Source organism: Kovacikia sp. CALU 1929 (genome assembly GCF_056784235.1).
On record NZ_JBXBCF010000065.1, the window covers coordinates 13,380 to 37,292 of the forward strand.

Here is a 23,913-nt window from a genome sequence, read left to right on the forward strand (position 1 = left end):
GTTAGAGGGGTAGGGGAGAGGGTTCAGTAGTCATTGGTCATTGATCTTTGCAGATGACAAATAACCAATGACTAGGGACAAAGGACGAACTATTTCCCACTACCATTTAACCTTCAACTCTCAATTCTTAACTCCTAACTTCCCCCTTACCTCCTCACTCCTTCCAATAAAACATCAGTATCCTGAAGATAGATCGTGAAGACGAAAGTCCAGAGAAACCATGACCACGCAAGCAGAGGTTGTTCGGCAGAGTGAGCTACTCCACCAGCTAGTCATCAACCGCGACAGTATGGAAGAACTGGGGCGGGTTGAGGTGGTATGGATGTATGCCCCATCCCATCGAGTACTGGGGTTCGTCTGCAAATCTGGCTTATTAAACTCCAAGAAAAAGGCGTTCAAACTTTCCCAGGTGACTACGCTGGGAACCAATGGCGTTCTGACCCATTCCCAACCGGAAGAAACCGATGCTAACAAAGTATCTAAGCTTGAAAGTGTAATTAACAGTGAAGTTTGGAGCGATTCCGGCAAGAAAATTGGCAAAATCACTGACTACATTTTCAACCTCAAGACTGGTGAGATTTCTAAATACCTTCTGGTTTCTAGCGGGTTGGGGGGCGTTACGGGGGAAGTTTATGAATTGTTCCCCAGCCAAATTTTAAGTATTGGGCGCAGGCGCGTGCTTGTTCCCGAATATGCCCTGACAAGCCTTTCGATTTACCGGGCTGGGATTAAGCAAAAACTGACGAAAGCCGGAGAGTTTCTCAAAGAAGAGAAGGAACAGGTCACTCAAGAGCTTAGAACACTCACCCAACGCGCCCAGGAAACGACTCAACAGACTAAGGGACGGTTGTGGAATCTGACGGAACAATTGAAAGAACGGGCACAGTCCCTATCCCACGAGGCACAAGAGAAAATTCACGCTCTCAGTGATCAGCTTAAAGAGGAAAGTTACACGCTGGTTGATCAGGCAAAAGAAAAAAGCAATGATTGGCTGGAACAGATGCGAGAGCAGACCCATACATTCAGCGAACAAGTTGAAGACGGGATCCAGACTCTGACCGTTCAAGCCAGAGAAATTCTCGATTCTGATGAAGATGGGGATGAAGATTTTAACCAACCCTCATCTTTTACAGGTACCGATGATCCAGAAGATTTTTTTGATGCCCTCTTCAAAGATGAAGCAGAGGCATCTCCCTCTGTTCCCCCCGCTCCGCCAACTCCATCTCCACGTCCGGAGGTTAGTAGCCCTGCTCCCGCTCCGTCCGATACCGTTACCTCTGATCCCATTCCCGCTTCAACTAATCCCAGGGCGGCGATGGATACTGAGGACGCGATCGACTCCTTCTTTGACGATTTGTGGGATGACCCACCTACGCCTCCTGCTGCGCCGATTGCAACCCCTACTCAACCCGTTCAGCCAAACCCAGAAGTACCCAATACCGCTCCCTCTGAATCTGTCACCCCTGAATCTGTTAATTCAACCGCTGTTGACGATGACGACGAGTTCTGGATTTAGAGCAAAGATTACCAATGCACGCAATGGGCGACAATCTCCAGATTCCCGATGTCTGGGAGATTATGCGGTTAATTCAATTAAGCTCAACGAGACACCAGGAATTTTAGCTACCAAGTTGCACCTGACGCAATGCGCAAATGTTGCTGGTTAGAGCCATCAGTGCTGCCCCATCCCCAACACTTAAAACCTACCACCTGCCCCCTTACCCCCTGAAATGCCCCTCACTGTCGCTACTTTCTACAAATTTGTCCAGTTACCGGACTTTGCTGAGAAACAGCCGTCTTTGCTGGCTTGCTGTCATCAAGCAGGCATTAAAGGCACGATTTTACTGGCAGCAGAAGGGATTAATGGCACGATCGCCGGTTCCCGTGAAGCCATTGCTGCCGTCCTCTCTTTTTTGCGTTCCGATCCCCGATTGGCAGACCTGGACCATCGAGAATCTACGGTTGAGTCTTTTCCGTTCGATCGGATCAAAGTGCGCCTGAAACGGGAAATCGTGACCCTGGGCATGCCCGAAATTGATCCCAGCCAGCAAGTTGGTACCTACGTCAGCCCCCAGGACTGGAATACCCTGATCTCAGACCCGGATGTGGTTATCCTGGATATACGCAATGACTATGAAGTGAGTATTGGCACCTTTCAGGGAGCGCAAAATCCCAAAACGGAGTCATTTCGGCAGTTCCCAGAGTACGTTCGCCATCATTTAGACCCGACGAAACATAAGAAGGTCGCCATGTTTTGCACTGGCGGCATCCGCTGTGAAAAAGCCTCCTCGTTGTTGCTGGCACAGGGGTTTCAGGAGGTGTATCACCTCAAAGGCGGCATTCTCAAGTATCTAGAAGAAGTGCCCGCTACAGAGAGTCTGTGGCAGGGAGAATGTTTTGTGTTTGACCAACGGGTTGCCATCAGCCACGGACTGGAGCCTGGAACCCATGAGATGTGCTTAAGCTGTGGTCATCCCATTTCCGATCAAGCCAAGAATTCGCCCTACTACGAAGCAGAGATTTCCTGCCCCCATTGTTTTGCAGACCTGACTGAAGAAAAGCGCCGCCGCCAACTGGCTAGACAGCAGCATGGAAAGGGAAGGGGAGTTGAGAGTTGAAAGTTAAGCGGTCATGGGGAATAGTTCGTCCTTTGTCATTCGTCCTTTGTCATCTGTAAATACCAATGACCAATAACCAATGACCAATGACTACTGAACCCTCTCCCCTCTCCCTCCTATAACGCCTGAAACCCTTTCTTAGGTTTCTGACCACTCTTGGCTTTCGATTTTGACTTATTCACTTCTGTCAGCGCTTCCTGAAACAGGTCATGCAGATGGACAGGCACACTGGCAATCTCTGGCAGTTCTGGCTCCAGCGGTTTATTGTATTCCTGCAAAAGGGCATCCAGGTCTTGGGAGAGGTTCAGGTCTGGACGGTTCAACACGGTTTGTAGAATCGTCTTTAGCTGGGTGGGATAGTCTGCCACCAGTCGCCGCCAAACAAACGCATTGATAGTCGGGTCTTCCAGATATTTGCGCACCAGGTTGTCTGATCCCTTAACGCTTTGCCAGTCTTCCGTTTCCAGCAGGGTTCTGAACTGGGTGTAGGTGGGCAAAATCATCTGTCCCCAACGGGGATGGGCAAGCACAGTCACGCTTTCCGCTTTCTTCAAGTCTGGTGGCAGTTCCACCTTGGGTGCCACCATTTTGGTCACCGCCTCTTTGCTCTTGAGGGTAGTGGAGAGGGTCTTGCTATCAACCCCCATTGACTCAGCCATCTCCTCAATGTCCTCATCCTCCATCCCGGCTTCGGCTGCCAGATCCGCCATTGATTTAGAGTCATCAATTCCGGCTCTTTCCAGTTGCTTTTTGGTCAGAACTTCCTGAAACTCGGCAATTTTCTTGCCTAGCTGGTAGCCAGACATGGTGATCTCGTCACTTTCAAAGAAGTCGAGAAAGTCCTGGTGGTAACTTTCAACCGAATTCCAGGCTTCTTCTAAGAGGACAGGCGCGTCACTGTAAAGAAAGGAGCGGTACTGATCTTTGAAATTGCCGATCGCCACTGCCAGCTTTGGCTTGCCCAAATTGCCCATCAGGCTGAGGGGACCGGAAAACGTCCAGTATTCCTCTGTCACGGGGGCAATCCGTCCCTGAATAATTTCGCCTAATTTTGCCCGCTCTAGTTCCCTGGCATTGGCGGGATCAGCAGGTCTGACCCTATAGGGTTTTGCCGTCAGCCAGTTCATCACTTCAAACCCGTCTGGCAGAATTTGCTGAACGGCAAACAACCCGATGAAGGTGCGGTGCCAGCTTTGCAAAAGGGCGCGATCGCTCTTGGACAACTCCTTTGAATGGCTATCAATAAACCACTCAATCGGTGATTTGCCGTTTGCCTTTCCTTCAGTGAGAAAGCGATCAATGACCAGGTTTTGCTGCTGAGTGCCCTGCTGGGGTAACTTTGCCAACTGCGCTGCCGAAAAGGTTTCCAGCGCGGTTGCCAGTTCTCCCTCGGCATCCAGCACAAAATCGACGAGGGACTGCTTTAACTCCCTTACCCGGTTTAGGATTGCATCCACGGCTTGTCCTCTATGATTATCCTTGCCAGGATAAGCCTTTGGGAGGGCGATCGGCAAATCCGTCAAGACAGATTTTTAATTAGAATCAGCCTGTGTTTCGCATTCCGGCAGCAATCCCGTTGATAGTGAGCAGCGCCCCCCGCAACAGTTCGCCTTTGCTATAGCGCGATCGCACTGCTCCAGTCAGGGCAGCTTCTGTCTTGTGCTGGCGCAGGCGCTTTAACAACGAGACTTGCAGGAAGCCCAGCGGAACGATGGTGCCGTTCCGGAGTTGAACTGATCGCTGGAGATCGGGATCCCCATCCAGCAATTTCTTGTTCCCTGTAATGGTCAGTACCATTTCGCGGGTCAGGTAATACTCATTGGAAATCTGTTCCATCAACGGCTCAAACCGGGCCCGATCTTCAGGATGCGCCAATTCACTGACATAGTGTCCGGCGATTTGCAGATCGACCTTAGAGACGGTCATCTCAACCTTGGAGATGATGACCTTAAAGAAGGGCCATTTAAAGTAGAAATAGCGCAGTAGCTTCAGATGCTCTTCCGGGTGTTCTTCCAAAAAGTCCCGCAGAGCGGTGCCAACCCCATACCAGGCAGGCAGCAGGAAACGGCTCTGGGTCCAGCTAAACACCCAGGGAATTGCCCGCAGACTGCTGAGATCTTTTTTGCCACTACTACGGCGGGCAGGACGGGAGCTAATTTGAAGCTGACTGATTTCTTCAATCGGTGTGACTTGCAGAAAGAAATCAATAAAGTCTGGTTGCTCATAGATCAGCGCCCGGTAATGGGCACGGGATTTAGCCGCCAGTTCTTCCATAATTTCGTGCCAGGGCTGAATATCATCAAACCCGGTACGCAACAGACTGGTCTGGATGACAGCCGTTGTCACGGTTTCCAGATTATAGAGGGCCAATTCTGGCAGGGAGTACTTCGATGCCAGCACTTCCCCTTGCTCGGTAATTTTAATCCGCCCGTTGACGCTACGCCCCGGTTGCGCCAGGATTGCCTCATAGGCAGGACCGCCCCCGCGACCTACCGAACCACCCCGACCGTGGAAAATTCGCAGCTCGATGCCATAGGTTTCAGCAATACGCTGGAGTGCCTGCTGCGCCTTATGAATTTCCCAATTGCTACTTAGGAAGCCAGAATCCTTGTTGCTATCCGAGTAGCCCAGCATCACTTCCTGGAGATTAGGTGTCAGGGGGGAGGCGGGAGGTGTGGATTCTCCCCGATATGTCTGGTAGCCGCCTGCCAGCATTGCCCGGTAAAGAGGCAGTTCAAACAGATTAGTCAGAACAGAGGGGGCTTTTTGCAGGTCGTCTACTGTCTCAAACAGGGGGACGACATGGAGGGCGCTGATCCCCGTTGCTGGGTCGTAAAGTCCGGCTTCCTTTGCTAATAGCAGCACCTCTAGCAGATCGCTGACATCATGGCTCATGCTGATGATATAGGTGGTGCAGATCTCAGGACCAAATTCCTGCTGGAGTTTCCGCACCGTGCGGAGGGTCTGGATTGCCTCGCGGGTTTTGTCAGAGAAGGGCAGCTCCGCCGGAATCAGGGGACGGCGGGTTTGCAGTTCGGTTGCCAGCCAGAGCGATCGCTCCGCTTCTGAGAGTTCGTTATAGGGTTTGTGCAGAATTTGCAGGTATTCAGCCACTTCATTCAAGGTATCGGAGTGGCGCAAGCTCTCCTGCCGAATATCCAGATGTGCCAGATTGAAGCCAAAGATCTCCACCTGACAGATGAGGGCATCCAGATCGCGGCAGCTTAACCCGGTTTCCTGCAAATTGCGCTGAATCAGCCGCAGTTCCCCCAGAAAGTCTTCGCCAGAGCGGTAGACCGTGGTTGAACTGGGTTCGCTGAAATCCAATTGCAGATGGTCAGTGTTGTAAAGCTGGGAGTTGCGATCGCGGGTATTTTCCAACCGCTGCTGAATATAGGACAACTTCAGCCGATAGGGTTCCTGGCGATAGCGAATGGCGAGGCGATCGTAGACCTCTGGCATTTGTAGCTGATCCTGCTCCAGCGACTCCAGCAGATCGGGCAGAACATCGCTCCAGTGCAGGGAAAGGCTGAGCAAATCTGTCAGGCGATGCACCGAATTCAGGTACTTATCCAGAACTAAACCCCGCTGGTAGCAAGCAGTTTGCCACGTAATTTGGGGCGTAACTGAAGGGTTGCCATCCCGATCGGAGCCAACCCAGGAGCCAAACTTACAGAAGTTATAGCTGGGTGGCTTCATGCCGGGAAACGATGTCTGCATGGACTGCTTCAGGCGATGGTAAAGATGGGGAATAGCATCGAACAACACTTCCTGGAAGTAGTGGAGAGCATAATCCACCTCGTCCAGAACGGTCGGCTTGAACTGGTGTAGTTCATCCGTCCGCCACCAGAGCCGAATCTCTTCCATCAGTTGCTCCCGCAAAACCTCGGCATCCCAGGAGGCAGAGGGTAAGCCCAAAGCAATCAATCGTTCCTCAACCTGATCCAATTGACGCAGAATTTTGGCAATTCGCCGCTGTTTGTCCCGAATGGTGTGGCGAACAATCTCTGTGGGGTGAGCGGTAAAGACGAGACGAATATCCAGTTGGTTGATCAGAGTCTGGATGTGCTGGGGTGGCACATTCAGGCTGCGAAGCTTGGGAAACAGCCAGTGGAAGGTTCCCATTTCTTTGCGGGCTTCTGGGTCTTGCAGACTTTTCTCCAACAGGTCTGCTTCCAGCCTGCCGTGGGGGGTGGAAGATTCGCCGTTGACTTCCATTGGTACCTGGCTGCTTTTCTTGCGGGCGATCGCTGTCGAAGATGCCGTATCCCGCCCCGCCCGGTACTGCTGCTGTTGATCCCGTTGCTCGTAATGCTGTTCAACAATATTGATCAGCTGAAAATAAAGGGCAAAGGCACGGGCAGCCCGAATTGCCTCATTCAAATCCAGCTTTTCAATCACCTTGAGGACTTCTGACTCAATCGATGTGGGAGCCTGCCCCTCCGGAGAACACATGTCCCGCAGGCGGTTGAGAAGATCCACCAGTTCTTGCCCGCACTCCTGCTGCAAAACGGCTTCCCACAGGTCTTCAATAATTTTGAGGCGATGACGCAAAAATAAATCGGAGGTTGTAGACGTGATAGCCATTGCTGCGGATGATCTAGACTCTGTCGCTGTCCCAGAACATAGCCCATCATCTGACGAAGGTCTTGTCGAACTCATGGAGTCTGCTCTTGCCAAAGATATTTCAATAATTCTAGGGGTTAATCTCTTGTTTTGGAGGTTCAGAGCGTACTAATTATTGCGACCAAGTAGCCTTGTCACTAAACTGATTCGGGATTGTCCGGATCAGGTTCCGGATTAACTGGAAAGTTGAGCAGTGGGAGGCGATCGCCCCGAAAGATCTCTTCACTCAACACACCCATCTCTCGAATGGCTTCTGACAAGGCTTTACCGCCGATTAGTCCTAACAAGAGAGGTGCGGTGGCTAAGCTGATCAGGATGTCTGGAGCAATCAGATCCGTCCGCTTTGTCCCCGATTGGGACGCTGATTTTGGGGAAGAATCCATGATTCGTATTTCCTATATTTTTGTGAACGGTCACTGCGAAGCGTAAATGAGGGTAAACGGTTTGAGGCAGGGATTAGCGATTAGAATCGAGGCTCGATCGAAGTTTCAGCATAAACGATGGACTCAACATTTATATGCTCAATATTCCCAGAGTGTGCTATTCCTATGAGGCAATAAATGGCTCAACTTTGTGGTTTGTTTGAAGTTCAGTAGCAAGTGCCAAGGCTCCCATGTCGGATAATCGTGGACATAACCTATCTGCCGCGCCTAAAGTGCCTTCCCATCAGAAGGTCTGTGGGGTATCGCTAAATCAGTGGGTATACCAGAATGTGGGCATTAATCGGGGACGGGTCAGTAGCCGACTGCGGGGGAATAACCTGCACATTCTGATCGAAAGTCCCGCCTGGCCCAATCCATCTACCCTGGTTCCCAAGCTTTCCCAGGCACTGGCAGCGGTTCCCCTGGATCGTCTGTTACCACCCGATGCACCTCAAATCTATCGAGTGATTGTGTATGGTCGGCAGACTGAGCAGGCAAAACCCGCCTGGACACAGTCATTCTATCTCAACCAGTCAGCCCAGGGCAGGCATGGCAAGGGGACATCCGCCAGGCAGGCAGCCCAGGAAACCAGCTCGAAGCCGCTGTCTGACAGTTCTGGTGCGCTGGTGCCACTGGTTGATCTGGCTCGCCTGGGACAGCCGGAGGCGATCGCCCGTTACCTGAGCAGTGGCTTCAGTGAGATAGATGTGGCGGTGCGAGCCAGGGTAGAGATGATTGCCAGGGTTGGCAAAGCTGAGACCGTTGAGGAATCTCCCCTGGCTAAAATCGAACATTCAAAGCCGAAGATTCCTTCCCTCAAGCGCCTTTACGTGATTTGCGAGTCTGCGTATAGCCCTGACTTGCTTGTCCTATCTGAGCCAATTTCCCAGCGGCTACGGCAACTGGAACTTCACGGGTTCCGGGATGCAGTGGTGTTTGGACAGGTCAGCGGTGAGGCAAAACCAGAATGGCTGCTCAGGGTAGACTTAACCCCGGCGGATGAGATTTTGAGGGAGTGGGGGCATTGGGGGGATGTGCAGGCAATCACCTGTCTATTGAACCGAATGCTTGCCCCAGAAAAGATGCAGGTGTCTGCATTGGTCAAAGACTCAACGCTACACCTATCCTGTGAGCACATCCAGTCTACGGTTCCTGATCAGCGGACGGCGATCGCGGCAGTCTCGTCTGCGCTGGCATCCCTTTCACCCCAAGGACTCCAGGCAGCCGCGATCTATGGAATCTCTAAGGAATCGCCTGGAGATTCTGCTCTGCCATTTTCCCCTGCCACTCCGGTGGCTACCGCTGCCGCCTCTCCCCACTGGGTTCACTGGCTGAATCTTCCGGCTAGTGAGCAACCCGATCAGGCAAAGACAGTCCTGGATCTGGCTCAGGCTGGTAATTTGGGTGCCATTTCGTTTTTGCTTACCCGATTGCTGAATCCCAATCTAGAGCGGATGCTGGCAATCGGCGGCATTCGGGTGCAGGTGCGGCAGAAAGAAGACCTGTTGCACATCATGGCAGATGCACCCACCTGCCCCAGCCAGAGTCAGGTTGGTCCTGCGATTAGCCGGTTTCTGAAGCCGTTGTTCATCCCTGGGGTAGCGGGCGTCCGGATTTATGGTCGCCGTGCCGGGCAAAAGCAGCCGTTCTGGAGCTATGGGGTGGATTTCACCTCCCGCGATCGGCTGGTGCCAGAGGCAACTCCAGAGTTTGCGGCTTCTGATATGTACGTGAATGATCTGCTGGAGCCACCGGGGGCACTGGTTCTCCGTTCCGATCTGCCCGCCACAGATCTGCGTTCCGTGCTGGCGCGCTGGCTGGAAGCATCCATTCAAAAGGTGCAGCGATCGCTGGTTCAGTCTCAACTATTTGTACCGCTGGAATCGTTGGCAACTAGCTCAGATCTGATCACGACTACCCCGCCCCTGGTGGCTGACCCAAGTCACTACCGGGGAGCGAAAGTAGCCCTGGTCTGGGGTACCGTCGGACTACTGATGGTGGTTCAGGCGGACTGGTTACTGGGTCAAATGTTGCGTCCCGCTCCCCCCGCAAAACCAGCCCCTGCGTCAGTCGCTTCCCCAGATCCGCTAGCTTCCCCAGTTCCCGCCAAACCCACGCCCCTACCCCAAATTCCCCTTAGCAAAACGCCCACCGCTGATCCCGATGCGTTTAATCCCGGCGGCTTTACCCAACCGGGAACGGTTGTGACAGTTCCTTCTCCCAGGCAGGAGGGCAGTGCCGATGGGGATGATTCCCCTCTCCCTGGTCCGATAGAGTTGCCAGCATCCTCCTTACAGCCCAAAGCATCCCTGCCGACTAACCGCTTCCCGACATTTAATAGCCGCCAGTTAGATGAAAAGATTGCCCTTTACCAGCAGTATGTCACCGATCATGGGGTTCCAGATGTTCTGGTCATTGGTAGTTCTAGAGCCTTACGGGGGGTAGACCCGACCGCTTTACAAAAGCAACTGACCGAACAGGGCTACCCAGGGGTTAAGGTTTTTAATTTTGGTATCAATGGAGCGACCGCCCAGGTCGTTGATCTGATTTTGCACCAGATGATACCCCAGGAGAAAATGCCTAAGATGATCCTGTTTGCAGATGGGGCACGGGCATTTAATAGCGGCCGGTTGGACATTACCTACAACGGGATTGTTGCCTCTGACGGTTATCGAATGCTGGTTGCTGGCAGATCTCCCCTACCAGGTACGACGCTGGCTCAGGCAGCGAAGACAACCCGTGGGCAAAACCAATCGGAGTCTGCGATCGCTATGGGCGAGGGAGCCGGTGCCCCGGTCAATGGCTATCAAGCCGTAAACCGGGTATTAGACCAACGATTGGGTGCGCTTTCCCAGCTTTATGCCCAGCGCGATCGCCTCAAAATTCTTCTCAGCGAACAGGTTTCTTCTTTATTACCAGGAAAGCAGTCCTTTCTTGCCCTGGGAAAAAAAATCTCACCCAATGAGTTGAGCGACGCTACCAGTCCCGCTGCTTCAGCTTTCAATGCGCCCCAATCAGTCTTGACGGAAGGCGGCAGCGTCGATGTGAATGGCTTCTTACCCCTGCCTAATCGGTTCAACCCGGTGACCTACTATCAAAAATATGCCAGGGTTTCCGGTGATTATGACTCTGACTATGATTCATTTAGCCTGGAGGGCAAACAGACGGAGGCAGTGATTGCGATCGCTCAGTTTGCCCAAACCCGGCAGATTCCTTTTGTGTTTGTCAATTTGCCCCTCACTTATGACTACCTCGACCCTATACGCAAGCGCCATGAGGAGGAGTTTCAACAGCAGATGCTGCAACTTTCCACTCAACTTGGGTTTACCTATCGGGATCTGAGTACAGCATTTGCCAGCCAACCTGACTATTTCTCTGACCCCAGTCACCTGAACCGTTACGGGGCATACGAGGTTTCCCGTCGTCTGGCAGACGATGTGATGATTCCCTGGCAGGCGGCGAAGTGAGAGGAAGTTGTTGGTTGTTATTGGTCATTGATCATTGGTCATTGGTACTTACAGGTCAATGACACTGACTTAAAACTGAAAGCCCTCACTTACCTTGTTCTCCAGGCTCAGCCTGGGAACACTGACTGAGAGGCTCTGCCTCTAGCGCTGAGGCAGAGCCTCCAAGGTTGTCGTTCCAAGGCAGAGCCTTGGAACGAGAGGGATGGATGATGGGAACGTGCAGTCACTCGCATGTTTCCGCTTATTTCAGTGCCATTGACTTACAGATGACAAAGGACCAATGACAAAGGACCAATGACAAAGGACGAAACTATTCCCCATTACCGCTTAACTTTCAACTCTCAACTTTCGGTTTCTTTTTGGCGATCGCCATGACCACATAGTAATAGACGGTAAACAGAATTCCTGAAAAAATTTGTCCGCCCCAAACGCCGTGCCAGAAATCGAAAGCAGTCTTACCCCAGCGGGCTTCGGCGATCGCCATTAACATGATGCGTGGAATGTTGAATAGCAACGCCAGCACAACTCCAATCACCATCATTTGCACAATCCTGAACCAGCGTAGTTTCAAAAAAACACCCAGAACCAGACTGGCAACTGCCATAATGGTTGCCATATCAAAACCGCTACATCCCCAGGCAACTTCCACTGTGCCACCGGGCATCGTAATCAAAACGCCATTCAACTCAGCCGACTGACCCACTGCTCGTAACCCTAAAACCCCAGTCCATGCCATCAACCGTTCAAGCCCTTTCGGAGGCATAAACGTTTCCCAGAGGGACTTCCCCACTGCCGTAGGGCTGGGAAAAATTCCCATAAAGATGAGAAATGTAGACAGGGGAAAAGCTCTAAAAAATCCGATTCCCCAGGAACTACACGCAATCCCAACCAGAATAATCATCCAGATCAAGCGCTGTGCCCACTCACCCAGCGTAAACCCGAATGGGCATAGCAGCACTCCGCTCAGAATCAAAACGTGCCCTAGTAGCACATCCTCATCGGAGGCGGTCAGGTCTGCCAACTGCTGCTGTTGTGTCCAAATTCGGTGCAATCCGATGACAATAGCAACCACCATCAGGACACTTGCAGCACCATGCAACGTCCCAAATACCAGGTCACTCACCCAAAATGGCAAATACAACGCACCTGCCAATAAACCACAGGTGACAATCCGGTTGTGGTTGGTTCTCACACTTTCCCTCAGCAGATTATGGGAAATCTGCTTCACCTGTTTCCATTTCATTGCAGCAATCTTTATTTACTCTTGCGTAAACGCATTCCAAACCGACCCAGACTAATCAGACCTAAACCCACGACCACCAGGTTGCCGATGCTGGCAACGCTAGTTTTTAATACCGTCGTCTTTGCTGTTTGCTTCAGCGCATCTGCTTGAGTATTAATTGCTTTAGAAGCTTGCTCTACCCGTTCTGGGCTAATGTTCACTTTAAGTTCTGGATTTTTCTGTGCTCTCTGAATCTGAGTTTGAGCCTGGGATGCCTGGTTGCTGATAGTACTGATTGCCTGCTGCTGGAATGCTAGGCTATCTCGGATAACCACCAAACTAGACAGTAGAAAAACCACGCCAACTAACAGGCTAAGCGTGGAAAGCTGTTTCAATAAGCGACGACTTTCTAGACCAAATAGGGTAGCCGCAGTCCCAATTAGTAGAACAATACTGCGATCGGCAACCTGTTGCATGATCCCAATCCGCCATTCCACACTGCCAAGATTAGGCGGCATCAATCGGACTGACATATCAATTAAAAACCCAGCTAAACAAACAAAACCAACAATCTTGCAAATTGCTTTAGCGCTATAAGCACCAGCAGGACTAGGGGTAGGAGGAGATATAGATGCCATGGGGTTGTTAGTAACAGGTCGTGGACAATAACACCTTTCTGTCGGAAGAAGCAAAACCCGGATTAATCAGGGATTTGGGAAGAGGCATCTTCAGACCCTTGTGCCATAGAAAGATGCGATCGCAGAGAACATTTCAGGATAAAAATGTCTCAGGATCTCTTAGCTTTACGCGGTCCCACCTACGAGTCCCGGATCGCTTGTTTAAAGAGATGATGAGGGTGCGATCTCATTTCCCCTAACTCCCCTACCCCTAACTCCCCTACCCCTAACACCGCACATAAAAAAAGCTTCGGATCAATAAATGACCCGAAGCCCCATCACGTTTTTGTTGACGATAGATGCACGAGGAAACTTAAGACTCAGTCGCTTCTTCAAACTCTTCCGGCTTACGCTTCGTGTTGAACTGGGCAAGCTACCGAAGTCTATGAGGCTCTTAAACTCTTCAGCGTTGGTATTGCCAAACGGATAGTCTGTAATAAAAGTATATACAGACTGGTTGCTTAACTCATGGATCAGGCATCGCCTGTCTTGGTAACTCAGTAATGCACCATCAATAGAAACGAAGAACTCGACATTACTGATTCCAGGGATGAATTAGGAGTTGTATGGATTGAAACCTCTTCCCAATTCATACTGCCATTTAGCATCACCAGAACTGACTCTAAAATTTAATGGTAATGCAATTTCTGGTAATGTAACTGCTTCTAGCAGTAAAGCTTCTCATTTGTACCCATTAGGAAAGCAATCAATCATCTGGAAACTGCCAGCAGGCAATGTACTCCACATCTTTGCTGCCACAGGAACAGGCAGCATGATCGGAAGCGACCCATTCCTGGTTGCAGCGGCGACAATGACAGAAAATGTTGTGTCGGTTTGCTTCTTGAATGCTTGATTGCCATGCCCGTAATTCATCGAGGCTCAATTGAGGGCGGGGGTCTGTCATTGGTTAACAGCTTGATGGGTAATGGGTTGTTACGGGATAGGCAGCGACTTTCAAATTCCCGGTTTCTGGTGATGTCCCTGGTTAGTAGACTGTGGCGGAAGGGCGGCAACCCTGGCTCAGACGGTGCGGAGTGGGGAGTCGGTCAGGGTATCCAGATTTTTGCCTGTGAGTCCTAATCCTGTGCCGCCTGATTTAGGGATGAACTGACCCATCCGGCATTTTAACACCTGCTAACGTTGCTTCCTGTAAATTGGCACAACCATTTAACTTGAAGTTTAGGGTCGCTCCCTTCTCACCAGCGTTGAGGGTAAAGTTCATTTGGGTTTCTCTACTGCTGCCGGTATTGGGTGTGGAGTTGAAGTCAACGCCTATATTGGTATTGTTCTCGTCTGCCCGCAGTTTTAGACTCATCTGGGTGCAACCAAGATCAGCACGGTTAAGATTTGCCCCGGTTAAATTCGCCTGTTTCAAGTTCGCACTTCCCAAATTCGCGCCTTCCAGGTCTGCCCCTTCCAGATTTGCTCCTTCCAGATCGACTCCCTGGAGGTCGAGTTGGCTTAAGTCTGCTCCGCTTAAATTACAGCCCCGGCACTGTCTGGACTCTAGCAATTGTTTGACCGATGCTGGTTTGGCTAATTGGGGGAGGTAGGCGATCGCAGCAGTCCCCAGTACCAGCAAGGCAACGGTAGAAATCACAATCTGGCGTTTCCCCATTTCCCATTCCCCATTCCCGACTAAACCTACAGCGGTTTTCAGACGAGTGCCACACAGACGATGCCTTTAGATGAATGCTAAACAATGGATCGGTGTGGCATACACAAATGAAAATGGCTGTAAATACTTACTCTTGTAAAGTGACGCTCAGAAAACCTGTTTTGTTGCAAAATGCCTGGTTTACGCGGTGTGACAACTCTCAGATCCCCGATTTCTGGGCGGGTGATGGGGTGAATTGAATCAGGTTCAAGAAACCGGGGATCTTGACTATATCGCTTACACTGTGACAGATGGACGACTGACGGTAGCCAATGCCTCAACTAAACTGCGTACCGCTGCAATCATTTCAACTTCACTGTTCAGCTTGTTAATGGCAGAACCCACACCAATACCAGAGGCACCAGCGGCGATCGCCATTGGCGCTGTCACATTGGACAAACCCGAGGCACACAGTACTGGAACTGAAACAGCGCGAGAAATCTCATAAGCCGCTGCCAGGGTAGGAGCCGCCTTTTCAATCAATCCCAGGGTGCCAGAATGAACAGGCTGACTGCTGGTGCCGCCTTCGGTTTGAATCAAGTCTGCCCCAACTTTGACCAGTTCTTCTGCCAGTTGCACTTGCTGATCCAGCGTCAGAATGTGGGGCACCGTCACTGACAGGATGGTGTTGGGTAGAAGGCGACGGGTAGCCTGGGTCAACGCCAGCACTTCATCCGCTTCAAACCGGCGACCCTGGACATAAAAGCTATCAAAGTTGCCAATTTCAATCAGGTCTGCACCAGCTTCTACCGCAGCCACAAACTTCTCTGGCTCAACCGCAGACACACACACCGGCAGATGAATTAAATGCTTGACCATCTGTACCAGTTCAGGGACTGCTGCAATGTCAACGAATGTTGCTCCCCCAAGTTCAGCCGCCCTGGCAACTGCCGCCACTCGATCCGCATCAAAGTTGGTCAAACCGCTGATGACTTTCAGGGCATGTCCCTGGGTCAAGGCATTTTGGAGCGAGGAAAGGATAGTCATGGTGCTTCTCAATTAAAACATAACGTCCATTTTGCCATTCTCAGGGGTAGGGCAAATCAGCAACGTCGAAGCGTGGTGTAGAAAATTCAAGGAAATAGCTGGAATTATCGGGGTGTAGCTAGGTGAATTCGCTTCCGACAGGCTAAAACGGGAGTAGCACTTGCTATCCCCTCTCCCCATGCTTCAGCCAGACCAGATTCTCCAGAATCGTTACCAGATCAAACAGGTACTTGGACACAATGCCGGACGGCAGACCTGGCGGGCAGAAGACCTGAAAGCCCACAAGCCTATAGTTGTTAAGCTGCTGACCTTTAGCGATCGCGTGCAGTGGGATGACCTGCGCCTGTTTGAGCGAGAGGCACAGGTACTCAAACAACTCCACCATCCCCGCATTCCCCAATACCAGGACTATTTCAGCATTGACGATCGCCTGCTCTGGTTTGGGCTGGTGCAGGAGTATATTCCAGGGCGATCGCTCAAATCTGTCTTGACGGACAGTCACCAGATGACTGAAGACGAGGCACACGCGATCGCCAGAAATGTCCTTAAGATCCTGATTTATCTGCATGGGTTGAACCCTCCCGTTCTGCATCGGGACATCAAACCCAGCAATCTGATCTGGGGCAAAGACGATGCTATCTATCTGGTTGATTTTGGCGCTGTGCAGGATCGGGCGGCAAAGGAGGGAGCCACCTTTACCATTGTCGGCACCTATGGCTATGCACCCCTGGAGCAGTTTGGCGGACGGGCAACCCCCGCTTCCGATCTCTATGCCCTGGGTGCCACCCTGATCCACCTGCTGACGGGCATTCCCCCCGCAGACCTGCCCCAACAGGACTCTCGCCTGCAATTTGCCCATCTGGTTAACCTGAATCCTGGCTTTGTCCGCTGGCTGGAATGCCTGACAGAACCCAACCTGGAGCGCCGCTTTTCCAGTGCCCGCGAAGCACTGACCGCCTTAGAGAAGAACGAGGCAACCAGTTCGGCGATCGCACCGTTCAAACCTCTAAAATGCTCAATCCAACTGAGAAAAACCTCGGAACAGCTACAGATTAAAATCCCACCAGGGGCAAACAAACGCTTTACCATTCCTGTTATTTCAGGAATTTTGCTGGTTACGTATTTTTCACTTCTATCCTTGGGATCTCTCAGCTATATCAATTGGCGGAGCCTCATGTGGATGGGAATTGGAGGACTGGTAGCCATCTGGATGATCGTAATTTCTGCCAGTACCACAACCGTTACCTTTAACAGTCAGCAGTTTGAGATCCGCTGGCAACTATTTGGCTTCTGCTTGCAGCACCAGAAAGGACTGGTTTCTGAGATTGACCATGTATTTCAAAATGAAACCCTGGGCGGTTCCTTTTCAGAAATTATTCTGGCGGCGGGAGTGCGGGAATATGGATTCAGACAATTGGGGAAAGCCCTAACCCCGGATGAATGCCAGTGGTTGGTGGGTGAAATCAAAGGCTGGCTGGGTCTTCAGTAATCAGGATGAGGGTAACAACCAATGCCACACACTGAGCAAATTCTGAATCAACGCTATCGGCTCCAAACCCAGCTAGGGCAGGATGCCAGTCGTCAAACCTGGTTAGCAGATGACCTGGAAACGGGGGAGCCGGTTGTCGTCAAACTCCTGGCACTCAGTCCCCAAATGCAATGGGATGAGTGCAAACTGTTTGAGCGAGAGGCACAGGTTCTGCAACACCTGGACCATCCCCGCATCCCCAGATACCGGGACTACTTTACGCTGGAAAATCTATCGGATTCCCGGTTTTCCTGGTTCGGTCTGATCCAGAGTTACATCCCCGGTTCTTCCCTGCAACAACGGCTGGATCAGGGGATTCGCTTTACCCCAGACCAGATTGAAAAAATTGCGATCGAAGTCCTCAGTATTCTGGTTTGTCTGCATGAATTGGAACCACCACTGCTGCACCGGGACATCAAACCCAGCAATCTAATTTGGGGAGAAGATGAACGGGTTTACCTGGTCGATTTTGGCGCAGTGCAGGATCAGGCAATGCTGGAAGGGGCGACCTTTACCGTCGTAGGCACCTATGGCTACGTGCCAATGGAGCAGTTTGGTGGACGGGCAGTACCTGCCTCTGACCTGTATGCCCTGGGCGCAACTCTGATCCACCTGATTACAGGGGTGGCACCAGCAGATTTGCCCCAGCGGGATGCCCGCTTGCAATTTAGCGATCGCACCAGCCTCGACCTGGGATTTATCAACTGGCTTGGCAAACTGACTGAACCCAACGTGGCTGATCGGATCAGTACTGCCCGTGAAGCACTCCAGACGTTAGAAAACCGTCACGCCCTCACGCCACCTATCACCAACCGCCCACCCAATGGCAGCAAAATCCAGGTTAAAAAATCCGCCAATCAACTAAAAATTAGTCTCCCCAGCCGAGGACGGCAGGCATTCCGACTTGTTTACCTGGGAGCCATTCTCATTTCTTCGATCTGGTATCTGCCCAACCTGCTGAATATGCTAATTGATGGGATTGTAGCTGCCTTCACCCAGGGAAGTGTGCTGGGTGGGTTATGGGTCACCTTCTGGGTAATCGGGCTACTGCTGATTATCGGTGTAATTCTTCTGAAGCCCGTTTTTGAATACACGGATTTGTATTTTGATCGGCGGGATGAGGAGCGCGATCGCCAGTATTTTGAAATCCGTCAGAAGCTGTTTGGCATCACTTACAAGCGGCGACGGATCAAACTCTCAAAAATCCAAAGTATTTCCGAAGAAAAGGTAGAGCGTGCTGGCAAACCAAAAGGGGTCTCCTTTGAAATTAGTAAACATGGGCACAAGCTCACAACCAACCCACTTTCTACCGTAGAACGGCACTGGCTGATTGCCGAAGTTGGAGATTGGCTGGGGGTAGAGCCTGACCCAGAACTTGTCTGTGAAACCCTGGCGATTCGTAGTAGCGATCCGTTAACCAGCCCTTAAGGGACTCGCAAATTAATAAAGTCCCAACGTCATTCCCGCGCAGGCGGGAATCCATTGTGGGGCAGATTGTCTAGCGGGTACTTTATTTTGGGGCACATCCCTAAGCTGTGTAAGGATTTAGCAATAAGCATTGGCTGGAAGCGTTACACTGGGATTTTTCACCAGACCAGACCTATGCAATTTGCAAAACGTTTAGCCCCCCTCCGCTCCAATGTGTTTGCAGATATGGATCAGGCGAAAGCCAGAGCCAGAAACGCTGGTCAGGAAATTATTGATTTGTCGCTGGGTTCGTCTGACTTGCCAACCCAACCCCATGTTCTGGAGGCGATCGCCCAGTCTCTGACCGACCCCACCACCCACGGCTACTTGCTGTTTCATGGCACCCGCGCCTTTAGGGAAGCCGCCGCTGCCTGGTATACCAATAAATTTGGGATTGCCGTTGACCCCGAAACTGAAGTGCTACCGCTGATCGGTTCCCAGGAAGGGACGGCTCACCTGCCTCTGGTGGTAATGAATCCGGGTGACTTTGCCCTGCTGTTAGACCCTGGCTATCCGTCTCATGCCGGGGGGGTTTACCTGGCAAGTGGGCAGATTTATCCCATGCCGCTTCTGGCAGAACGGGGGTTCCTGCCCGTGTTTGCTGACATTCCGGCTCCGGTGCTGGCGCAGTCGCGGCTGATGGTCTTGAGCTATCCCCACAATCCCACCACGGCGGTTGCGCCGCTATCGTTTTTCCAGGAAGCCGTTGCCTTTTGTCAGCAGCACAATCTGGTGCTGGTCCATGATTTCCCCTATGCTGATCTGGTCTTTGACGGTAGCCACCCGCCCTCCGTGCTACAAGCCGATCGAGAGAAGCGTGTTTCGATTGAATTCTTTACCCTGTCTAAGTCTTACAACATGGGTGGGTTTCGGGTCGGGTATGCCATTGGCAACCCGGACCTGATCCGGGCATTACGCCAGGTCAAAGCCTCAATTGACTTTAACCAGTACCGAGGGATTCTGAATGGGGCGATCGCGGCACTCGCCGGTCCCCAGGCGGGAGTGCAAACGGTGATCGAAACCTTCCGTCGTCGTCGAGATGCTTTTACTACAGCGCTACATGCCATTGGTTGGGAAGTTCCCGTCCCTGCTGCCACGATGTATATCTGGGCAAAACTGCCCGAACCCTGGAGCCAGCGATCGGTCGAGTTTTGCACCCGTCTGGTGGAGGCAACTGGGGTTGCCGTTTCTCCCGGTGCTGGATTTGGTAAATCCGGTGAAGGCTATGTCCGGTTTGCGTTGGTCCACGAACCGCCTGTGCTGGAAATGGCAGTCAGGAAAATAGCGCAGTTTTTATAGCCGGTGTTAGGGAGAAGCGGGCGGAGTCTGCGACTTGTTCCTCACCCTGCTATAGACCCTGGTGTAATATGATTGACCTGGGATTGCAGGATGGATCGGCACCGCTGCAACCGTTATCATCCTTGTTTTAATCATCAGCACGCTTCATGCTTAATCGCTTCAAAATTGGGACTCGGATTGGTGGAGGGTTTGCGCTAGGGCTGGCAATTTTAACGGCAATTGGCATCGCATCTTACCAGACCACTACCAGTTTGATCGCGAATTCTCAACGGGAAAACCGAACCTATCAAACATTGAGCCAATTAAGCCAACTGGAAGCCGAGCTAGTCAACGCGGAAACTGGACAACGGGGTTATATCATCACCGGGCAACCCCGTTATCTGGATCCCTACGATAGTGCGCTGAAAGTCATCGATCGCAATTACGAACAACTGCGCCAATTGACACGGGATAACCCCGAACACCAGCGCCGCTTAGATAGCTTGCAGCCTGTGATTGAAAGAAGGTTGGCAAGGCTGCGGGAAGGGATTCGACTGCTAGACAGTGAGGGCTTTGCCGCTGCCCAGAAGTTTACCCTGTCAGATGAAGGGCGACGGCTAATGGATCAGATTCGGGCTGTTGCCAAAGCCATGCAAGCAGAAGAGCAGGAGATGCTGCGGCAGCGGACTGAACAGGCACAACTTGCCGCTCAGCAAACCATGAGTACGTTGGTTTATGGGATTCCTGCGGCATTTCTGTTTCTCTCTTTGGTGGGTTTGTGGCTGTCCCGCAATATCTCTATACCGTTGAAACAATTATCCACAACCGCCGAGAGAATTGCCGATGGAGATCTGTCAGCCCGGTTGCCGGAAAGTAATGCTCAAGATGAGACCGGCATACTAACCCGCACCTTTAGCCAAATGGTTGCTAACCTGCGGGAAACGATTCAGACGAATGAAGATCAGCGCTGGTTGAAATCGAACCTGGCAGACCTTTCCCAGTCCCTTCAGGGGCAGCGAAATCTAGAGTTGGTTGCGGAGGATGTGTTAAGCAGACTGGCTCCGTTGGTTGGGGCACAGCAGGGTGTTTTTTACATCCTGGACGCGGCAAGCAACCCGCCCATACTCAAGCTGCTGAGTAGCTACGCCTATCAGGAGCGTAAGCATCTGGCAAACCAGTTTCGGTTAGGAGAAGGCTTAGTCGGGCAGTGTGCTCTGGAGAAACAGTCCATTCTGTTGACGGATGTTCCAGCCGATTACATTCGCATCACTTCTGGACTGGGGGAATCGTCTCCCCTGAATATTGTGGTGGTGCCTTTGTTGTTTGAAACCCAGGTTAAGGGTGTGCTGGAACTGGCTTCCTTACAGCGGTTTAGCCACTTGCAGTTAGCGTTTTTAGAGGAGGCAAGTGGCTTAATTGGGGTGATGGCTAATGCGATCGCTGCCTACAACCAGACCCAGGAATTGCTGGAGCAGTCCCAAATTCTGACGGAAGAGCTGCGCCACCAGCAGGAAGAACTGTTACAAAGCAATCAACTGCTAGAAGAACGGACTCAATCTTTACAGGAGTCGGAATTGCTCCTGCAACAGCAACAGGAGGAATTACAGCAATCGAACGAAGAGTTACAGCAGTTAAATGAGGAATTGGAGGAAAAGGCAGAACTGCTGGAATCCCAAAAACAACAGGTTGAGTATAAGAATGCAGCGATTGAACGGGCGCGGCAGGAGCTAGAAGAACAGGCAGAACAACTGGCGTTGTCATCAAAGTACAAGTCTGAGTTCCTGGCGAATATGTCCCATGAGCTACGCACTCCACTCAACAGCCTGCTAATCCTGGCAAAACTTTTAAGCGAAAACGGCGAAGGTAATTTATCCGATAAGCAAGTGGAGTATAGCCGCACCATCCACTCTGCCGGAACTGACCTGTTGCTGTTAATCAATGACATTCTTGACCTGGCAAAAATTGAGTCGGGGACGATGTCCGTTGATGTTCAACCTGTGTCTCTAACCACCTTGCGAACTGAACTGGAACGGACCTTCCAACCCCTGGCATTCAGCCGCGGGTTGGAGTTTGCGATCGCCTTAGACGAGCAGCTTCCCAGCACTCTCTCCACCGATCCTAAACGGCTCCAACAGATTTTGAAGAATCTTATTTCCAACGCCCTGAAGTTTACCGAACAGGGCGGTGTCACGATTCAGATTCACAACGCACCTTCTGAGCAAATTGCCTTCGTTGTCAGCGACACTGGCATTGGCATCCCAGCAGATAAACAGCAGATTATTTTTGAGGCATTTCAGCAAGTAGATGGTACTACCAGCCGTCGCTATGGCGGCACAGGGCTGGGCTTGTCGATTAGCCTTGAGTTAGCCCGCCTGCTGCAAGGCAGTATTGAGCTGGTCAGTCAACCGGGACAGGGGAGCACCTTCACACTCTATCTGCCTCAGCATTACTCCGGTGTCCCCTCTGCTGAGGTTGAAAGTCGCTCCGTTGCCACCCAACCCCGACAGGCTTTTCCCAGCATCACCTCTGGGGTATTTTCATCTGCGCCAGTAGACAGTCCTCCCGTTCCTCTGCGATCGCTGCCACCACTTCCACCCGGGATTGAAGACGATCGCACCAACCTGCAACCGGGCGATCAGGTGCTGCTGGTCATTGAGGATGACCTCAGCTTTGCCCGAATTCTGCTGGACATGGCTCACAAGCAGGGGTTTAAGGTGCTGATTGCCCTCCAGGGGCAGGCGGGTCTGCTGCTGGCACAGCAATGCCTGCCGAATGCCATTACCCTCGATCTGCATCTACCCGATATGGAAGGGTTAGTCCTCCTGGAGCAGTTAAAACGCACCCCCACGACCCGTCACATTCCCATTCACATTCTGACCGTAGAGGACCAACAGCCGCAGGAGTTTCAAATGGGAGCGATCGCCCATATTCAGAAACCAGTCTCCCCTGAAGTGCTGACCCAAACCCTGGTAGAAATCAAACGCTTTATTGAGCGCGAGGTCAAGCATCTGCTGGTGATTGAAGATGATCGGGTTCAGGCACAAAGCATGATTGACCTGATCGGGGGTGAGGATGTGGAGAGTAGGTCGGTGGACACCGGAGCCGCTGCGCTGAAACTTCTCAAATCCCAATCCTTTGACTGTGTCGTTCTGGATCTGGGACTGCCTGACATGAGTGGCTTTGACCTGATCGAACAGATTAAGCAAGAACCCAATCTGGCAGCACTGCCCATCATTGTTTACACGGGCAAAGAACTGACCGAAGCAGAAGAAACCCGCCTCCGACGGCTGGCAGAAACCATCATTGTCAAAGATGTGCGATCGCCCGAACGATTGCTGGAAGAAACTGCCCTTTTCTTGCACCGGGTTCAGGCAAAACTGCCCCCATCCAAACGCCGGATTCTAGAGCAGTTGCAGCAGACGGATCCTGCCCTGGCTGGCAAAAAAGTGTTGATTGTGGATGACGATGTGCGCAACATCTTTGCCATTACCAGCCTGCTGGAGCAGTATCAGATTGAAGTGTTGTTTGCTGAAAACGGCAGTGCAGGCATTGAAAAGTTGCAAACCTATCCCGACATCGACCTGATTTTGATGGATGTGATGATGCCAGAGATGGACGGCTACGAAACTACCCGTAGCATCCGACAGCAAGAGCGGTTCCGCTCCCTCCCCATCATTGCCCTGACCGCCAAAGCCATGCAGGGCGATCGCGAAAAATGCATCGAAGCCGGAGCCTCTGATTACATCCCCAAACCCGTAGACACCGAGCAATTGCTAACCCTGCTGCGGCTCTGGTTGTACCGCTAAACCCAGACCTATCTTTGGGTTGAACAAAAATCTACTTCCTGAAGGATCTACTCAGCCATTGTGTAGCAGAAAATAAAATTGATAAAAACAGTTGCCCTGGCTAGGGGATGGGTGGATGGCTACTCCCTAACTCCCTGCATTCTCCCCTTTCTCTCCCC

At 51.7% G+C, this 23,913-nt stretch carries 16 protein-coding genes; 8 read left to right on the plus strand and 8 right to left on the minus strand.

The genetic code is table 11. The features are described 5' to 3' along the window. Positions 1-220: 220 nt before the first annotated feature. Both AC1S52_RS11755 and trhO read left to right on the plus strand, forming a co-directional pair. The gene (locus AC1S52_RS11755; protein WP_482029194.1) at positions 221-1,516 is read left to right on the plus strand and encodes a PRC-barrel domain-containing protein; all 1,296 of its coding nucleotides are present in this window, start codon (positions 221-223) and stop codon (positions 1,514-1,516) included. Between the two features lie 214 nt (positions 1,517-1,730). Further along, a complete protein-coding gene (gene trhO, locus AC1S52_RS11760) occupies positions 1,731-2,618 on the plus strand; it encodes an oxygen-dependent tRNA uridine(34) hydroxylase TrhO (protein ID WP_482029195.1) in 888 nt (295 codons plus the stop codon). A gap of 116 nt (positions 2,619-2,734) precedes the next feature. On the opposite strand, the gene AC1S52_RS11765 is transcribed toward trhO, so the two are convergent. The 3 genes from AC1S52_RS11765 to AC1S52_RS11775 all read right to left on the minus strand — a co-directional run bounded on the left by AC1S52_RS11765 (position 2,735) and on the right by AC1S52_RS11775 (position 7,627). Beyond that, positions 2,735-4,141, minus strand: coding sequence for a hypothetical protein (locus tag AC1S52_RS11765; protein ID WP_482029196.1), 1,407 nt, complete (start codon positions 4,139-4,141; stop codon positions 2,735-2,737). 19 nt (positions 4,142-4,160) lie between these two features. Continuing rightward, entirely contained in the window at positions 4,161-7,205 is a 3,045-nt protein-coding gene (ppc, locus tag AC1S52_RS11770) for a phosphoenolpyruvate carboxylase (protein WP_482029197.1), read from the minus strand. Between the two features lie 176 nt (positions 7,206-7,381). Next, positions 7,382-7,627: a hypothetical protein gene (locus AC1S52_RS11775; RefSeq protein WP_482029198.1), complete on the minus strand. Its 246-nt coding sequence runs from the start codon at positions 7,625-7,627 to the stop codon at positions 7,382-7,384. A 230-nt stretch (positions 7,628-7,857) separates the two neighbouring features. Here AC1S52_RS11775 and AC1S52_RS11780 point away from each other — a divergent pair, with 230 nt between their 5' ends. Beyond that, positions 7,858-11,133, plus strand: a complete 3,276-nt coding sequence (locus AC1S52_RS11780) for a hypothetical protein (RefSeq protein ID WP_482029199.1) — start codon at positions 7,858-7,860, stop codon at positions 11,131-11,133. 334 nt (positions 11,134-11,467) lie between these two features. Here the strand turns inward: AC1S52_RS11780 and crtC are convergent, their stop codons facing one another. The 3 genes from crtC to AC1S52_RS11795 form a co-directional block, all read right to left on the minus strand. Continuing rightward, positions 11,468-12,376, minus strand: coding sequence for a cyanoexosortase C (gene crtC / locus AC1S52_RS11785; protein WP_482029200.1), 909 nt, complete (start codon positions 12,374-12,376; stop codon positions 11,468-11,470). Between the two features lie 11 nt (positions 12,377-12,387). Beyond that, on the minus strand, positions 12,388-12,993 hold the full coding sequence (hpsJ-C, locus tag AC1S52_RS11790; protein ID WP_482029201.1) for an HpsJ-like protein, cyanoexosortase C-associated: 606 nt from the start codon (positions 12,991-12,993) through the stop codon (positions 12,388-12,390). 745 nt (positions 12,994-13,738) lie between these two features. Beyond that, entirely contained in the window at positions 13,739-13,936 is a 198-nt protein-coding gene (locus tag AC1S52_RS11795; RefSeq protein WP_482029202.1) for a hypothetical protein, read from the minus strand. On the opposite strand from AC1S52_RS11795, the gene AC1S52_RS11800 reads away from it, so the two are divergent. Beyond that, positions 13,936-14,112, plus strand: coding sequence for a hypothetical protein (locus AC1S52_RS11800; protein WP_482029203.1), 177 nt, complete (start codon positions 13,936-13,938; stop codon positions 14,110-14,112). The genes AC1S52_RS11795 and AC1S52_RS11800 overlap by 1 nt on opposite strands. A gap of 16 nt (positions 14,113-14,128) precedes the next feature. Here the strand turns inward: AC1S52_RS11800 and AC1S52_RS11805 are convergent, their stop codons facing one another. Together AC1S52_RS11805 and AC1S52_RS11810 are read right to left on the minus strand one after the other, a co-directional pair. Next, on the minus strand, positions 14,129-14,650 hold the full coding sequence (locus AC1S52_RS11805; protein WP_482029204.1) for a pentapeptide repeat-containing protein: 522 nt from the start codon (positions 14,648-14,650) through the stop codon (positions 14,129-14,131). A gap of 276 nt (positions 14,651-14,926) precedes the next feature. After that, a complete protein-coding gene (locus tag AC1S52_RS11810) occupies positions 14,927-15,676 on the minus strand; it encodes a DUF561 domain-containing protein (protein ID WP_482029205.1) in 750 nt (249 codons plus the stop codon). Between the two features lie 178 nt (positions 15,677-15,854). Between AC1S52_RS11810 and AC1S52_RS11815 the strand changes: the two genes are divergently transcribed. From AC1S52_RS11815 to AC1S52_RS11830, 4 genes are all read left to right on the plus strand, one after another. Then, positions 15,855-17,165 carry a serine/threonine protein kinase gene (locus AC1S52_RS11815; RefSeq protein WP_482029206.1) on the plus strand — a complete coding sequence of 437 codons (1,311 nt, stop codon included), beginning with the start codon at positions 15,855-15,857 and terminating at the stop codon, positions 17,163-17,165. 21 nt (positions 17,166-17,186) lie between these two features. After that, the gene (locus AC1S52_RS11820) at positions 17,187-18,632 is read left to right on the plus strand and encodes a serine/threonine protein kinase (RefSeq protein WP_482029207.1); all 1,446 of its coding nucleotides are present in this window, start codon (positions 17,187-17,189) and stop codon (positions 18,630-18,632) included. 174 nt (positions 18,633-18,806) lie between these two features. Continuing rightward, complete coding sequence (locus tag AC1S52_RS11825; RefSeq protein WP_482029208.1) at positions 18,807-19,970, plus strand: LL-diaminopimelate aminotransferase; 1,164 nt, start codon at positions 18,807-18,809, stop codon at positions 19,968-19,970. A gap of 146 nt (positions 19,971-20,116) precedes the next feature. After that, positions 20,117-23,755 (plus strand): response regulator, encoded by a 3,639-nt coding sequence (locus AC1S52_RS11830; protein WP_482029209.1) that lies wholly within the window; start codon positions 20,117-20,119, stop codon positions 23,753-23,755. Positions 23,756-23,913 lie beyond the last annotated feature (158 nt).

Excerpts from the sequence above, each read along its gene's own strand:
- hpsJ-C (WP_482029201.1), bottom strand. The coding sequence starts at position 12,993 with ATGGCATCTATATCTCCTCCTACCCCTAGTCCTGCTGGTGCTTATAGC.
- AC1S52_RS11780 (WP_482029199.1), top strand. The coding sequence starts at position 7,858 with ATGTCGGATAATCGTGGACATAACCTATCTGCCGCGCCTAAAGTGCCT.
- ppc (WP_482029197.1), bottom strand. The coding sequence starts at position 7,205 with ATGGCTATCACGTCTACAACCTCCGATTTATTTTTGCGTCATCGCCTC.
- AC1S52_RS11830 (WP_482029209.1), top strand. The coding sequence starts at position 20,117 with ATGCTTAATCGCTTCAAAATTGGGACTCGGATTGGTGGAGGGTTTGCG.
- AC1S52_RS11820 (WP_482029207.1), top strand. The coding sequence starts at position 17,187 with ATGCCACACACTGAGCAAATTCTGAATCAACGCTATCGGCTCCAAACC.
- AC1S52_RS11815 (WP_482029206.1), top strand. The coding sequence starts at position 15,855 with ATGCTTCAGCCAGACCAGATTCTCCAGAATCGTTACCAGATCAAACAG.
- AC1S52_RS11805 (WP_482029204.1), bottom strand. The coding sequence starts at position 14,650 with ATGGGGAAACGCCAGATTGTGATTTCTACCGTTGCCTTGCTGGTACTG.
- AC1S52_RS11825 (WP_482029208.1), top strand. The coding sequence starts at position 18,807 with ATGCAATTTGCAAAACGTTTAGCCCCCCTCCGCTCCAATGTGTTTGCA.
- AC1S52_RS11755 (WP_482029194.1), top strand. The coding sequence starts at position 221 with ATGACCACGCAAGCAGAGGTTGTTCGGCAGAGTGAGCTACTCCACCAG.
- AC1S52_RS11795 (WP_482029202.1), bottom strand. The coding sequence starts at position 13,936 with ATGACAGACCCCCGCCCTCAATTGAGCCTCGATGAATTACGGGCATGG.
- crtC (WP_482029200.1), bottom strand. The coding sequence starts at position 12,376 with ATGAAATGGAAACAGGTGAAGCAGATTTCCCATAATCTGCTGAGGGAA.
- AC1S52_RS11810 (WP_482029205.1), bottom strand. The coding sequence starts at position 15,676 with ATGACTATCCTTTCCTCGCTCCAAAATGCCTTGACCCAGGGACATGCC.
- AC1S52_RS11775 (WP_482029198.1), bottom strand. The coding sequence starts at position 7,627 with ATGGATTCTTCCCCAAAATCAGCGTCCCAATCGGGGACAAAGCGGACG.
- trhO (WP_482029195.1), top strand. The coding sequence starts at position 1,731 with ATGCCCCTCACTGTCGCTACTTTCTACAAATTTGTCCAGTTACCGGAC.